Raw genomic sequence first — 13,950 nt, 5'->3', positions numbered from 1 at the left:
CCAAGTAGGAGATGTAATCCCATGACAGACGCACTCAAGCGCCTCTCCGACGAAGGCGTCGCGATCTGGCTGGACGACCTGTCCCGCAAGCGCATCACGTCCGGCAACCTGGCCGAGCTCATCGACCAGTCGCACGTGGTCGGTGTCACCACCAACCCGGCGATCTTCCAGAAGGCCATCAGCGGCGGCGAGGGCTACGAGCAGCAGCTCACCGACCTCGCGACCCGCAAGGTCACCGTGGAGGAGGCCCTGCGCATGATCACGACGGCGGACGTCCGCGACGCCGCCGACATCCTGCGCCCGGTCTACGACCGCACCGACGGCCAGGACGGCCGCGTGTCGATCGAGGTCGACCCGCGCCTGGCCCACAACACCCCGGCGACCATCGCCGAGGCCAAGCAGCTCGCCTGGCTGGTGGACCGCCCGAACACGCTCATCAAGATCCCGGCGACCAAGGCCGGCCTGCCGGCGATCACCGAGGTCATCGGCAAGGGCATCAGCGTCAACATCACGCTGATCTTCTCGCTGGAGCGCTACCGCGAGGTCATGGACGCGTACCTCTCGGGTCTGGAGAAGGCCAAGGCCTCCGGCCTGGACCTGTCCCTGATCCACTCGGTCGCCTCCTTCTTCGTGTCCCGCGTGGACTCGGAGATCGACAAGCGCCTGGACGCGGTCGGCACCGACGAGGCGAAGGCCCTCAAGGGCAAGGCGGCGCTCGCCAACGCCCGTCTGGCCTACGAGGCCTACGAGGAGGTCTTCTCCTCGGACCGCTGGACCGCCCTGGAGCGTGTCGGAGCCAACAAGCAGCGTCCGCTGTGGGCCTCGACGGGTGTCAAGGACCCGTCGTACAAGGACACCCTGTACGTGGACGACCTGGTCGCCCCGAACACGGTGAACACCATGCCGGAGGCCACCCTGGAGGCCACCGCCGACCACGGGCAGATCACGGGCGACACCGTGCGCGGCACCTACGAGCAGGCCCGCGCCGAGCTCGACGCGGTCGCGAAGCTGGGCATCTCGTACGACGATGTGGTGCAGCTGCTCGAGGACGAAGGCGTCGAGAAGTTCGCGACGTCCTGGAACGACCTGCTGAAGTCGACCGAGGCGGAGCTTCTGCGCCTTGCCCCCACGGAGGCCTGAACACCTTGTCTGTGAACGGAGCGAACCCGCTTCGTGACGCACAGGACCGGCGGCTCCCGCGCATCGCGGGGCCGTCCGGCCTGGTCATTTTCGGCGTTACGGGTGACCTGTCGCGCAAGAAGCTGATGCCTGCCGTCTACGACCTGGCCAACCGCGGCCTGCTCCCGCCGGGCTTCTCGCTGATCGGGTTCGCCCGTCGCGAGTGGCAGGACGAGGACTTCGCGCAAGTGGTCCACGACGCGGTCAAGGAGCACTCCCGGACGCCCTTCCGCGAGGAAGTGTGGCAGCAGCTCGTGCAGGGCTGCCGTTTCGTCTCGGGCGACTTCGACGACGACGCCGCCTTCGAGACGCTGAAGGCGACCATAGAGGAGCTGGACAAGGCACAGGGCACGGGCGGCAACTTCGCCTTCTACCTGTCCGTCCCGCCCAAGTTCTTCCCCAAGGTGGTCCAGCAGCTCAAGGACCACGGGCTGGCGCAGAAGGAGGGCTCCTGGCGGCGTGCCGTCATCGAGAAGCCCTTCGGACACGACCTGAAGAGCGCCGAGGAACTCAACAAGGTCGTCCACGAGGTCTTCCCCCGTGACGAGGTCTTCCGGATCGACCACTACCTCGGCAAGGAGACCGTCCAGAACATCCTGGCGCTCCGCTTCGCCAACACGATGTTCGAGCCGATCTGGAACCGGTCGTACGTCGACCACGTGCAGATCACCATGGCCGAGGACATCGGCATCGGCGGCCGGGCCGGGTACTACGACGGTATCGGCGCCGCCCGTGACGTCATCCAGAACCACCTGCTCCAGCTGCTCGCGCTGACCGCGATGGAGGAGCCCGGCTCCTTCCACCCCAAGGCGCTGGTGGCCGAGAAGCTCAAGGTGCTGACCGCCGTGGAGCTGCCGGAGGACCTGGGCAAGCACACCGTGCGCGGCCAGTACTCGGCGGCCTGGCAGGGCGGCGAGAAGGTCGTCGGGTACCTCGAAGAGGACGGTATCGACCCCAAGTCGAAGACCGACACCTACGCGGCCATCCGCCTGGAGATCAACAACCGCCGCTGGGCGGGCGTCCCGTTCTACCTGCGGACGGGCAAGCGCCTGGGCCGCCGGGTGACCGAGATCGCGGTCGTCTTCAAGCGGGCCCCGTACCTGCCGTTCGAGTCCGGCGCGACCGAGGAGCTGGGGCAGAACGCCCTGGTCATCCGGGTCCAGCCGGACGAGGGCGTGACGGTCCGCTTCGGCTCCAAGGTTCCGGGCACCTCCATGGAGGTCCGGGACGTCACGATGGACTTCGCCTACGGCGAGTCCTTCACGGAGTCGAGCCCCGAGGCGTACGAGCGACTCATCCTCGACGTGCTCCTCGGCGACGCGAACCTCTTCCCGCGTCACCAGGAAGTCGAACTGTCCTGGAACATCCTCGACCCGATCGAGGAGTACTGGGACAAGCACGGCAAGCCCGCGCAGTACCCGTCGGGCACCTGGGGGCCGGTCGAGGCGGACGAGATGCTCGCACGAGACGGACGGAGCTGGCGCCGGCCATGAAGATCGACCTCACGGAGACCAACTCCAGCAAGATCAATGCAGCGATGGTGCAGGCACGCCGGGACATCGGCACGCCGGCCATCGGCATGGTCCTCACGCTGGTGATCGTGACCGACGAGGAGAACGCGTACGACGCGCTCAAGTCGGCGAACGACGCGTCCCACGAACACCCCTCGCGGATCGTCGTCGTCATCAAGCGGGCCAGCCGCTCGCCACGCAGCCGCCGCGACGCCCGGCTCGACGCGGAAGTCCGCGTCGGAGCGGACTCCGGCAGCGGTGAAACGGTTGTGCTCCGCCTTCACGGCGAACTGGTCGACCACGCCCAGTCAGTGGTTCTCCCGTTGCTCCTGCCGGACGCCCCCGTGGTCGTCTGGTGGCCGGACGGTGCTCCCGCGGACCTGGCGGGCGATCCGCTGGGGGCGCTGGGACAGCGCCGGATCACGGACACGTACTCCTGCGAGGACCCGATCAGGGCGCTCGGCGGCCGTGCGGGGGCGTACGCCCCCGGGGACACGGACCTCTCGTGGACCCGGATCACCCCGTGGCGCTCCATGCTGGCCGCGGCACTGGACCAGCAGGCCCTGTCGGTCGAATCGGCGACCGTAGAGGGCGAGGACGAGAACCCGAGCTGCGAACTGCTGGCCATGTGGCTGGCGGACCGGCTCCAGGTCCCCGTCAAGCGCACGCTGTCGTCGGGCCCCGGCCTGACCGCCGTACGGCTGTCCACCAAGGACGGCGACATCGTCCTGGACCGGGCGGACGGCGCGCTGGCCACCCTGTGCATGCCGGGGCAGCCCGACCGTGCCGTGGCGCTCAAGCGCCGCGACACGGCCGAGCTCCTGGCGGAGGAGCTGCGCAGGCTGGACCCGGACAACACGTACGAGGCCTCGCTGAAGTTCGGCGTGGCGCGGCTGGAAGCCTCGGCGACCCCGGCGGGGCCGGCCCCGGCCGACGCTCCGGCGGAGCCGGCCCCTCAGCCGGCCCCTCAGCCGGCTCCGAAGCCCAAGAGGGCCAAGGCCAAGTAGGGCTCTGCGGGACCGTGCTGGGGCTCCGCCCCGGACCCCGCGCCTCAATCGCCGGCGAGGCTGGATCGTCAGCCCGTCCGGCGTTTGAGGACCGGGTCCGGGCAGAGCCCGGGAAACGGCGAAAGGGCGGGGCCGGCTCCGCGCAGCGGCACCCGCACCGCATCCCACCCGCACAACCAAGAAGGCGGCAGCACATGGGTATGACGACTCCCCAGGTCGTCGTCCACCGGGACAAGGAACTGATGGCCCAGGCCACCGCGGCCCGGCTCATCACGAAGATCGTGGACGCGCAGACGGCCCGCGGCTCCGCGTCCGTCGTCCTGACCGGCGGACGCAACGGCAACGGCCTGCTCGCGGCCCTGGCCACCGCCCCGGCGCGGGACGCCATCGACTGGGCCCGGCTGGACCTGTGGTGGGGTGACGAGCGGTACGTCCCCGCCGACGACCCCGAGCGCAACCACACCCAGGCCCGCGAGGTCCTTTTGGACTCGGTCCCCGTGGACCCGGCCCGCGTGCACGTGATGCCCGCCTCGGACGGCCCGTACGGGGCGGACGTGGACGCGGCGGCAGCCTCGTACGCGGCCGAGCTCGCGAAGGCGGCCGGCCCCGAGGACCACGGTCCGGTCCCCACCTTCGACGTGCTGATGCTGGGCGTCGGCCCGGACACGCACGTGGCCTCGCTGTTTCCTGAGCACCCGGCGGCCCGCGAGACCGAGCGCACGGTGGTCGGCGTCCACGGCGCGCCGAAGCCCCCGCCCACCCGGATCTCGCTCACCCTCCCGGCGATCCGGGCGGCGCGTGAGGTCTGGCTGCTGGCGGCGGGCGAGGACAAGGCCGGGGCGGTCTCCCTGGCCCTCGGCGGGGCGGGCGGGGTCCAGGCCCCGGCCGCGCAGGCGTACGGCCGCTCGCGCACCCTGTGGCTCCTGGACCGGGCGGCCGCGGCCAAGCTCCCGACCGGGATGTACCCCCCGGCCTCCTCCTGACGGCGGCCCACGCGCGAAGGGCCCGCCTCCCGGTACCGGGAGGCGGGCCCTTCCTGCATCTGCGCCCGGGTCAGCTGCGCCCGCGCAGCTTCCGGTACGTGGCCACCAGGGCCTTCGTCGAGGCGTCCAGCCCCGGCACGTCCGCGCCCTCGCTCAGCGCGGGCTCGACGCGCCTGGCGAGCACCTTGCCGAGCTCGACGCCCCACTGGTCGAAGGAGTCGATGTTCCACACGGCGCCCTGGACGAACACCTTGTGCTCGTAGAGGGCGATCAGCTGGCCCAGCACCGCCGGGGAGAGCTCGCCGGCCAGGATGGTGGTCGTCGGGTGGTTCCCGTGGAAGGTCTTGTGCGGGACGAGGGACTCGGGGGCGCCCTCGGCGCGCACCTCGTCCGCCGTCTTGCCGAAGGCCAGTGCCTGGGTCTGCGCGAAGAAGTTCGCCATCAGCAGGTCGTGCTGGGCCGCGGTGGCCTCCTCCAGCTCCGCCACCGGCCGGGCGAAGCCGATGAAGTCCGCGGGGATCACCCGGGTGCCCTGGTGGATCAGCTGGTAGTAGGCGTGCTGCCCGTTGGTGCCCGGCGTGCCCCAGACGACCGGGCCCGTCTGCCACTCCACCGGATTGCCGTCGCGGTCCACGGACTTGCCGTTGGACTCCATGTCGAGCTGCTGCAAGTACGCCGTGAAACGCGAGAGGTAGTGGCTGTACGGGAGCACCGCGTGCGACTGGGCGTCGAAGAAGGCGATGTACCAGATCCCCAACAGGCCCATCAGCAGGGGCGCGTTCTCTTGGGCGGGCGCCGTGCGGAAGTGCTCGTCCATGGCGTGGAAGCCGCCGAGCATCTCCCGGAAGGCGGCCGGGCCGATCGCGATCATCAGCGAGAGGCCGATGGCCGAGTCGAAGGAGTAGCGCCCGCCGACCCAGTCCCAGAACTCGAACATATTGGCCGGATCGATGCCGAAGTCGGTGACCTTCTCGGCGTTGGTCGACAGGGCCACGAAGTGCCGTGCCACCGCGGACTGGTCCCCGCCCAGCCCCGCGAGCAGCCAGCCGCGCGCCGAGGTGGCGTTGGTGATGGTCTCGATGGTGGTGAAGGTCTTGGAGGCGATGATGAACAGCGTCTCGGCCGGGTCCAGGTCCCGCACGGCCTCGTGCAGGTCGGCGCCGTCGACGTTGGAGACGAAGCGCACCGTCAGATCCCGGTCGGCGAAGGCCCGCAGGGCCTCGTACGCCATGGCCGGGCCCAAGTCGGAGCCGCCGATACCGATGTTGACGACGTTCTTGATGCGCTTGCCGGTGAAGCCGGTCCATGCCCCCGACCTGATCCGGTCGGAGAAGTCCGCCATCTTGTCGAGGACGGCGTGCACGCCGGGGACGACGTTCTCGCCGTCGACCTCGACGACCGCGTCCGCGGGTGCGCGCAGGGCGGTGTGCAGGACCGCCCGGTCCTCGGTCGTGTTGATCTTCTCGCCGCGGAACATCGCCTCGCGCAGCTCGGCCACGCCCGTGGCCTCGGCCAGCTCGCGGAGCAGCCTGAGCGTCTCGTCGGTGACGAGGTGCTTCGAGTAGTCGATGTGCAGGTCGCCGACCTGCAGGGTGTAGCCGGAGCCGCGGCCGGGATTCTCCTCGAACAGCTCCCGCAGATGCGTCGGCCCGAACTCCTCCCGGTGCTTGCCGAGCGCCAGCCACTCGGGCGTCCGGGTCAGCTTCGTACGTCCATCCTGTCGCCCACCGCCACCCTCGCTCGACGCGCTCCGCGCGGCGGCCTGCTTTGCATTCATCTCGGACATCAACCCACTTCTTCCGTCCTGTCGTGCCCCGCCGTTCTCCAACTTAAGGGATCACAAGCGGCAGAACGCACACAAAGAGGCCCGGTGCCACAGGAGAAGTTCCTGTGGCACCGGGCCTCACGTCACACGCTTGGGGCCGTCTCAGATCTCGCCGCGGAGCTTGGCGAGCGCCTCCGCGAGGATCGCCTCCCCGTCGGCGTCCGAGCGCCGCTCCCGTACGTACGCCAGGTGGGTCTTGTACGGTTCGGTGCGCGGCGGCGCGGGCGGGTTGTCCCGGTCCTGGCCGGCCGGGAACCCGCAGCGCGGGCAGTCCCAGGTGTCCGGCACCTGCGCGTCGCTGGCGAAGCTCGGCTGCGTCTCGTGCCCGTTCGAGCACCAGAAGGAGATGCGCAGGCGGGGCGCGGACTCGCCGCGCTCTGCCTCACCCATCGGCCCCGCTCCGACCCGGCTACCACGGATCGCGTTGCCACTTGCCACGGTCGTAACTCCCTGCGTGATGGTGCCGCGGAGTGTGTGTGGATTTCCGCCGCGGAGCGCCCAAGTCTACGTAAGGCCCAACGCACGTCCAGGGAGCGGAGTTACTGATTCCACGCCATGAACGCCGACCTCAATGATAGGCCGGGTGGTGCCGACCGGACTGCCGGAATGGCCAGAACGGTCAGGTGCTCGACTTCATCAGCAGGCCGAGCGCGACGATGCACGCGAACCACAGCAGACCCACGACCACAGTGATGCGGTCCAGGTTGCGCTCCGCGACGGAGGAACCGCCGACCGACGACTGCATACCGCCGCCGAACATGTCGGAGAGGCCGCCGCCCTTGCCCTTGTGCATCAGCACGAGCAGCATCAGCAGGCCGCTGAAGACGATCAGGGCGATCGAGAACCCCATAATCACGGCTGATTCCTACTTTCTGGCTTTCCGGCTTTGCGAGATGTGCGCGGGGGCCAGTGGCTGATGGTTCAGCCCCTGGCCCCCGCAAGGGTACGACGGATCCGCCCTACCGCATACTCACTGGTCGCGGAAGCGGACGATCTTGACGAACTCGTCCGCGTCCAGTGCCGCGCCGCCGATCAGGGCGCCGTCGACGTCGGGCTGGGCCATGATCGCCGCGATGTTCCCGGACTTCACCGAGCCGCCGTACTGGATGCGGACCTTGTCGGCCAGCTCCTGCGAGTACAGCTCGGCGAGACGGCCGCGGATCGCTCCGCAGACCTCCTGGGCGTCGTCGGGGGTGGCGACCTCGCCGGTCCCGATGGCCCAGACGGGCTCGTAGGCGATCACGATGGACTCGACCTGATCGGCCGGGACGCCTTCCAGGCCGCCGTCGAGCTGGCTGAGGGTGTACGGGACCTGCTCGCCGGCCTTGCGGACGTCCAGGCCCTCGCCGACACAGAGGATCGGGGTGATCCCGTGCCGGTACGCGGCCTTGACCTTGGCATTGCAGATCTCGTCGCTCTCGCCGTGGTACTGGCGGCGCTCGCTGTGGCCGACCGCCACGAAGGTGCACTTCAGCTTCGAGAGCATCGGGCCGGAGATCTCGCCGGTGTAGGCACCGGAGTCGTGCGCGGAGATGTCCTGGGCGCCGTACTTGATCTTCAGCTTGTCGCCGTCGACCAGGGTCTGGACCGAGCGCAGGTCGACGAAGGGCGGCAGGACCGCGACCTCGACGGCGTCGTAGTCCTTGTCGGCGAGGGCGAAGGCGAGCTTCTGAACGTGGGCGATGGCCTCGAGGTGGTTGAGGTTCATCTTCCAGTTGCCCGCCATGAGCGGGGTACGCGTGGTCATACGGGTTCAGCCCTCCAGGGCGGCGAGGCCGGGGAGCGTCTTGCCCTCGAGGTATTCGAGGGAGGCGCCGCCACCGGTCGAGATGTGGCCGAATGCATTCTCGTCGAAGCCCAGGATGCGGACCGCGGCGGCACTGTCGCCACCGCCGACGACGGTGAAGGCGCTGCTGTCGAGCAGGGCCCGGGCGACGGCCGACGTGCCCCCGGCGTAGTCGGGGTGCTCGAAGACGCCCACCGGGCCGTTCCAGAAGACGGTCTTCGCGTCGGCGATCTTCGACGCGTACAGCTCACGCGTCCCGGGGCCGATGTCCAGGCCCTCCTTGTCGGCGGGGATCTTGTCCGCGTCGACGACCGCGAAGTCGGCCGGGGTCTTGCCCTTGAGGTCCGGGAACTCCGAGGAGACCAGTACGTCGACCGGGAGGACCAGCTCGACCCCGGTGTCCTTGGCGCGCTTCATGTACTCCTTGACGACCTCCACCTGGTCCTTCTGGAGCAGGGAGATGCCGACCTCGTAGCCCTTGGCGTAGAGGAAGGTGTAGGCCATGCCGCCGCCGATGAGGATGCGGTCGGCCTTGCCGAGCAGCTCGTCGATGACGGCGAGCTTGTCGGAGACCTTGGCGCCGCCGAGGACCACCACGTACGGGCGCTCGACCTCGGCGGTCAGCTTCTTCAGCACGCCGACCTCGGTGGCGATGAGGTAGCCGGCCGCGTGCGGGAGCCGGGCGGGCAGGTCGAAGACCGAGGCGTGCTTACGGTGCACGGCGCCGAAGCCGTCGCCCACGTAGATGTCGGCGAGCTCGGCGAGCTGGTCCGCGAAGGCGCCGCGCTCGGCGTCGTCCTTGGAGGTCTCGCCGGCGTTGAAGCGCAGGTTCTCGATGACGGCGATCCGGCCGTCGGTGAGGGCCGCGACGGTCTCCTTGGCGGAGGCTCCGACGGTGTCGGCGGCGAACGCGACGTCCGCACCGAGGAGTTCGCCGAGGCGCGCGGCGGCGGGGGCGAGCGAGAACGCCGGCTCCACGCCGGTGCCCTTCGGGCGGCCCAGGTGCGAGGCCACGATGACGCGGGCGCCGGCTTCGGCGAGCTTCGCGATCGTGGGCTGGACGGCGCGGATGCGGCCGTCGTCGGTGATGGTGCCCTCGGCCAGCGGAACGTTCAGGTCCGCGCGGACGAAGACCCGCTTGCCCTTGACGCCCTCGGCGAGCAGTTCATCGATCGTCTTCATGTATTTCTACTCCTTTAGCCTTCACTCGAAGGGCGAGGAAGGAAAGAACGAGGCAAGCAACAGGGCCCGTGCGGCGCTTCGTTGCGCTGCTCGGACCCTGTGCTCACATCGCGGTGCCTTGCCCTACGTTCTTAGAGCTGACCGCCGACGAAGACGGTGAGGTCGACGAGACGGTTGGAGTAGCCCCACTCGTTGTCGTACCAGCCGACGACCTTGACCTGCGTACCGTCCTGAACCATGGTCAGGGAGGAGTCGAAGGTGCAGGACGCGGGCCAGTTCACGATGTCGGAAGAGACGATCGCGTCCTCGGTGTAGTCGAGGATGCCCTTGAGCTGCCCCTCCGAAGCCTTCTGGAAGGCCGCGTTGATCTCTTCCACCGTGGTCTCGCGGGAGAGCTCCAGCACCAGGTCGGTGACCGAGCCGGTCGGGACCGGGACGCGCATGGCGATGCCGTCGAGCTTGCCCTTGAGCTGCGGGAGGACCAGCGCGGTGGCCTTGGCGGCACCGGTGGAGGTCGGGATGATGTTCTCGGCGGCGGCGCGGGCGCGGCGCAGGTCCGAGTGCGGGAAGTCCAGGATGCGCTGGTCGTTCGTGTACGCGTGGACCGTCGTCATCATGCCCTTGACGATGCCGAAGTTCTCGTCGAGGACCTTGGCCATCGGCGCCACGCAGTTGGTGGTGCAGGAGGCGTTCGAGATGACGTGGTGGTTGGCCGCGTCGTACTTGTCGTGGTTGACGCCCATCACGATGGTGATGTCCTCGTCCTTGGCCGGAGCCGAGATGAGGACCTTCTTCGCGCCCGCGGCGATGTGCTTGGCGGCGTCGGCCTTCTTGGTGAAGATGCCGGTCGACTCGATGACGATGTCGGCGCCCAGCTCACCCCAGGGGAGGTTGGCGGGGTCGCGCTCGGCGAACGTCTTGAAGGTCTGACCGCCGACGGTGATGCTGTCGTCGGTGTGGGAGACCTCGGCCTTGAGCCGGCCCAGGATGGTGTCGTACTTGAGCAGATGCACCAGGGTCGCGTTGTCAGTCAGGTCGTTGACACCGACGATCTCGATGTCCGCTCCCTGCTCCAGGAGCGCCCGGAAATAGTTACGGCCAATTCGACCAAAACCGTTGATGCCTACGCGGATCGTCACGAACCGATCTCCTCGTTGGTGCGCCGGTAAGAGCGCCGGCGAGCTGTATGGGATGTCCCCGACCGCTTACGACCCTACCTCTCCGTGAGCTTCTGGGTGACATCGGTCGGGGCCTGACACTCCCCCACTTCGTGGGGGGGGGATCCCCGCGGCGTCCCGTTCCGGACGCTCCGGAACGGGACCTCGGGACCTTGACCCCGGTCACTCAGGGTGAGCGAGGACCGGGGCTCTGATCAGCGGTGCAGCGAGCGCAGTGCCTTACCGACGAGTAGCGCGCGATCTGCCGCGGTCGGCATGTGCTCCAGACCGAAGCCCAGCAGGACGGTGTCACGCGTGGTGACCGCCGCATAGGACTTGAACAGTTCACCGGACCGGGACCAGTCGCCCGCGACCTCGGGGCTTCCGGCAGGTGCGCCCTGTGCCGTCCAGGCACCGAGGGAGGTCTCGAATCCCTCGGCGCCCTGGTCCGCCCCGTTGACGGAGAGGCGCGCCTCGTCCGCGAAGACGCCGCGGCCGCCCGAGCCCGGGTCGGTGATGTAGGAGAGCGAGAGCTCAACGGTCCGGCCCGCGTAGGCGCTCAGGTCGAAGGAGACCTGCTTCCAGCCGCCGGAGGAACCGGTGAAGCTGTTCCACCGGCCGCTGGTGCCCTGCGGGGTGCAGCCGCCGGCGTCGAGCGTGAGGTAGCGGCGCAGGAACGGGTGGCCGTTCATGAAGAACCCGGCCGCGCACTCCTCCGGGACGGTGCTGCTGGTCGCCCCGCCCGCCTCGGGCAGGGTGGTCCAGTCGTCGCCGCCGGCGGTCCGGGCTTCCAGGGCCGCGTGGTCGTAGCCCTCCTCGGTGTTCCAGCTGAGCGCGAGCTTCAGCTTGGGCTGTTCGGCCGCGGTGACCCCGGTGAGGTCGATCGTGCGCACGAGGCGCTTCCAGTCGTCGTCGGCGTGCAGGGCCGAGGCCATGCCGGAGCCGGCGTAGGGGGCGTACGGGTTCACGACCCCGGTGAAGGCTCCCGCCTGGGCGCTCTTGAACTGCGGGAACTGCGCGGCCGCCAGGGTCTCGGAGGTCACGGTGTAACCGCCGGGGGCGTTGAGCGGGTTGCCCGCGGCGTCGCCCACGTTGCCCCGGGCCCCGTTCAGGGCGCCGGCGCCGGCGAAGCCGGTGGCTCCGGGGGTGCTCGTACGGCCGTAGGCGCCGAGCCAGTACTGGCTGAAGTCGTTGGTCACGGCGCGGCCGACCTGGGCGTTGCCGCCCGCCAGCTCACCGGCCTCGATCAGCCTGCCGCCCTCGTTCAGGAAGTCGCGCACGGCCAACTGGGTTTCGCCGCCGGGGGACTTGGCCCCCGTGTAATGGACGGCCGTACCGAAGTGGGAGAGGACGCCGAGGTGGTCCGGGACGCCCTGGACGGCGACGTCCCAGACGGCCGCGGACCTGCCGTTGGCGCGCAGGGCGTCGACGTAGGTCTGGGCGTGCTGGGCCTTGGCCCCCTCTTCCGCGATCACCAGGACGTCCGCGCGCGGCCGCTCGGCGACCGTGTACGTGAAGTGCTCGCTGGAGACCTGCTTGCCGGAGCGGTCGCTGCCGGTGAACCAGACCTCGACCTTGTCGCCGGGCTTCGCGCCGTCGACCTCGGCGCGGTACTCGTCGAACCAGTTGTTGTCGTCGCCGCCGTAGACCTCGCCACCCTTCCAGGGCTTCAGGTCCTCGTCGTGCGTGCGGCCCCCGTTGATCCGGAAGTTGAGTTCCTTGTCCTTCAGCGCCTTACGGGCCGTGACGGAGACGGCCTGGTCCTCGCCGCGGGCGACGTAGGAGGTGGCGAAGGAGTCCACCGTGAAGTCCGCGGCGCTCAGGCCGAGCGAGGACTTCGGGCGGTCCGGGGTCGCGGCGCTCTCGGCGACCGACAGCGCGAAGGGCACGTTCTTGGCGAACTCTGCCTGGACGAGCTGCTCGTCGTCCGGGAAGTTGAAGCCGGAGGCGCAGTCCTCGGGCTTCCACTGGTCATCGGGGTCGCTCGCCGAAGCGGTCTGACAGGTGGTCATCTCCGGCGTGAACATCATGATGCCGTTGACGTTGGAGGCGTGGCCGTCGGCCTCGCCGTTGGTGGTGTAGAGCTCGGAGGAGACCTGCGGGTAGTAGCCGGGGACGGCGGGGTTCTCCGGGGTGCCGGCGAGCGCCTTGTAGGCGATGTCGTCGGGAGTGGGGGTGGCCACCTGCCAGCCCACGCCGTAGAGCAGCAGCTCGGCAGCGGAGTGGTAGTTGATGGCGTACTCGAAGCCGATGCGCTTCTCGAAGCGGTCGAGGGCGCTGGTCTCCGGCTCGGAGGAGGCGCTCGGGCCGCGATAGGTCTCGCTCGCCTTGCTCGGCGAGGAACCCTCATTGTCGTAGCCCCATTTGAAGGCGAAGTTGCGGTTGAGGTCGACGCCGTCGCCGGGGCCGGCCTTCCCGTCGCCGTCGTTGTCGCGCAGGTTCTTGCGCCACAGCCGCTGGCCGTCGGCCGCGTGCGTGTAGTCGTACCCGTCGGGATTGGCGGAGAGCAGGAACCACAGCTCGCTGGAGTCCACCAGCTTGGTGATCCGCTGGTCCTTGCCGTAGTTGTCGAGCGTGTGGTGCATCAGCCGCCGGGTCATCTCGGGGGTGATCCACTCACGGGCGTGCTGGTTGGACATGTAGAGCACGGCAGGCTTGTCGCCGTCCTTGGTCTTCCTGGCGTTCTTGCTGACCTTCAGGGCGAGGATGTCCTTGCCCTGGACGGTCTTGCCGATGGAGACGACCTTGGTGAGTCCCGGGTTCTCCTGCGCGGTCCGCAGGATCTCCTCCTGGAGGCCGCCCTTGCCGCTGTACGGGCGGAACACCCCGTCGCCGGCGGCCTTGGCGCGGGCCAGGCCCTGGGCGGGGACCTTGCGCTCGGCCAGCTTGACGCCCTGGGCGGCCAGTTCCCCGGCCTGGGCGCCGCTGAGGAAGAGCTCGACCCGGGCGGTGCCGGTCTCCGGGGCCCGCTCGGAAAGCTCGTGCGCGTCCTGCCCCGCGGCGAGGACGAGCGGGACCTGTTCCCTGGTGATGTCGGCGTCGTAGACCCGTACCTCGTCGGCGCCGGATGCGGCGCCGGGTCCTGGCTGGGCCTGCGCCGCGGCGGGCAGCACGGCGAGTGTGGTTCCGAAGACGAGTGCGCTTGCGGCGAGGATCGATCTCGCGCGGTGACTCATGTGCCCCCCTGGGCGTCGTCTGCCACGAAAGCGTTCGGACGCCAGACTCAAGACCGGCCCATGCTCATGTCAATGGGGCGTGCGGAAAGGGGGCCCGCACGAGTGATCGCACGGGCCCCCTTCGGCCGAATCCGGAAACCGGCT

Annotated in this window: 11 protein-coding genes; 4 read left to right on the top strand and 7 right to left on the bottom strand. The window is 69.4% G+C overall.

Annotation, left to right across the window (positions count from 1 at the left end; genetic code table 11):
- The first annotated feature begins 21 nt into the window (after nucleotides 1-21).
- The 4 genes from tal to pgl all read left to right on the top strand — a co-directional run bounded on the left by tal (nucleotide 22) and on the right by pgl (nucleotide 4,680).
- Nucleotides 22-1,140: a transaldolase gene (gene tal, locus ACIQZO_RS02620; RefSeq protein ID WP_403618859.1), complete on the top strand. Its 1,119-nt coding sequence runs from the start codon at nucleotides 22-24 to the stop codon at nucleotides 1,138-1,140.
- Nucleotides 1,141-1,145: 5 nt separating this feature from the next.
- Nucleotides 1,146-2,672 carry a glucose-6-phosphate dehydrogenase gene (zwf, locus tag ACIQZO_RS02615; RefSeq protein WP_030720386.1) on the top strand — a complete coding sequence of 509 codons (1,527 nt, stop codon included), beginning with the start codon at nucleotides 1,146-1,148 and terminating at the stop codon, nucleotides 2,670-2,672.
- On the top strand, nucleotides 2,669-3,697 hold the full coding sequence (gene opcA, locus ACIQZO_RS02610) for a glucose-6-phosphate dehydrogenase assembly protein OpcA (protein ID WP_403618856.1): 1,029 nt from the start codon (nucleotides 2,669-2,671) through the stop codon (nucleotides 3,695-3,697). Before zwf ends, opcA begins: the two co-directional genes overlap by 4 nt.
- A 200-nt stretch (nucleotides 3,698-3,897) precedes the next feature.
- A complete protein-coding gene (gene pgl, locus ACIQZO_RS02605) occupies nucleotides 3,898-4,680 on the top strand; it encodes a 6-phosphogluconolactonase (RefSeq protein WP_403618853.1) in 783 nt (260 codons plus the stop codon).
- Between the two features lie 70 nt (nucleotides 4,681-4,750).
- On the opposite strand, the gene pgi is transcribed toward pgl, so the two are convergent.
- From pgi to ACIQZO_RS02570, 7 genes are all read right to left on the bottom strand, one after another.
- The gene (gene pgi / locus ACIQZO_RS02600) at nucleotides 4,751-6,457 is read right to left on the bottom strand and encodes a glucose-6-phosphate isomerase (RefSeq protein WP_403619251.1); all 1,707 of its coding nucleotides are present in this window, start codon (nucleotides 6,455-6,457) and stop codon (nucleotides 4,751-4,753) included.
- A 150-nt stretch (nucleotides 6,458-6,607) separates the two neighbouring features.
- Nucleotides 6,608-6,943, bottom strand: coding sequence for an RNA polymerase-binding protein RbpA (locus tag ACIQZO_RS02595; protein ID WP_010352468.1), 336 nt, complete (start codon nucleotides 6,941-6,943; stop codon nucleotides 6,608-6,610).
- Between the two features lie 181 nt (nucleotides 6,944-7,124).
- The gene (secG, locus tag ACIQZO_RS02590) at nucleotides 7,125-7,355 is read right to left on the bottom strand and encodes a preprotein translocase subunit SecG (protein ID WP_403619248.1); all 231 of its coding nucleotides are present in this window, start codon (nucleotides 7,353-7,355) and stop codon (nucleotides 7,125-7,127) included.
- 120 nt (nucleotides 7,356-7,475) lie between these two features.
- A complete protein-coding gene (gene tpiA / locus ACIQZO_RS02585) occupies nucleotides 7,476-8,252 on the bottom strand; it encodes a triose-phosphate isomerase (protein WP_403618850.1) in 777 nt (258 codons plus the stop codon).
- A 6-nt stretch (nucleotides 8,253-8,258) separates the two neighbouring features.
- On the bottom strand, nucleotides 8,259-9,473 hold the full coding sequence (locus tag ACIQZO_RS02580) for a phosphoglycerate kinase (protein ID WP_403618847.1): 1,215 nt from the start codon (nucleotides 9,471-9,473) through the stop codon (nucleotides 8,259-8,261).
- Nucleotides 9,474-9,604: 131 nt separating this feature from the next.
- Nucleotides 9,605-10,612, bottom strand: a complete 1,008-nt coding sequence (gap, locus tag ACIQZO_RS02575) for a type I glyceraldehyde-3-phosphate dehydrogenase (RefSeq protein ID WP_030009077.1) — start codon at nucleotides 10,610-10,612, stop codon at nucleotides 9,605-9,607.
- A gap of 233 nt (nucleotides 10,613-10,845) precedes the next feature.
- Nucleotides 10,846-13,806, bottom strand: a complete 2,961-nt coding sequence (locus ACIQZO_RS02570) for a M14 family zinc carboxypeptidase (protein WP_403618844.1) — start codon at nucleotides 13,804-13,806, stop codon at nucleotides 10,846-10,848.
- Nucleotides 13,807-13,950: the final 144 nt, after the last annotated feature.

It is taken from the genome of Streptomyces sp. NPDC097617, assembly GCF_044761485.1.
Lineage (GTDB): Bacteria > Actinomycetota > Actinomycetes > Streptomycetales > Streptomycetaceae > Streptomyces.
Note: the sequence above shows the minus strand (reverse complement) of the source record. Positions and strands in the feature narration are given on the sequence as shown.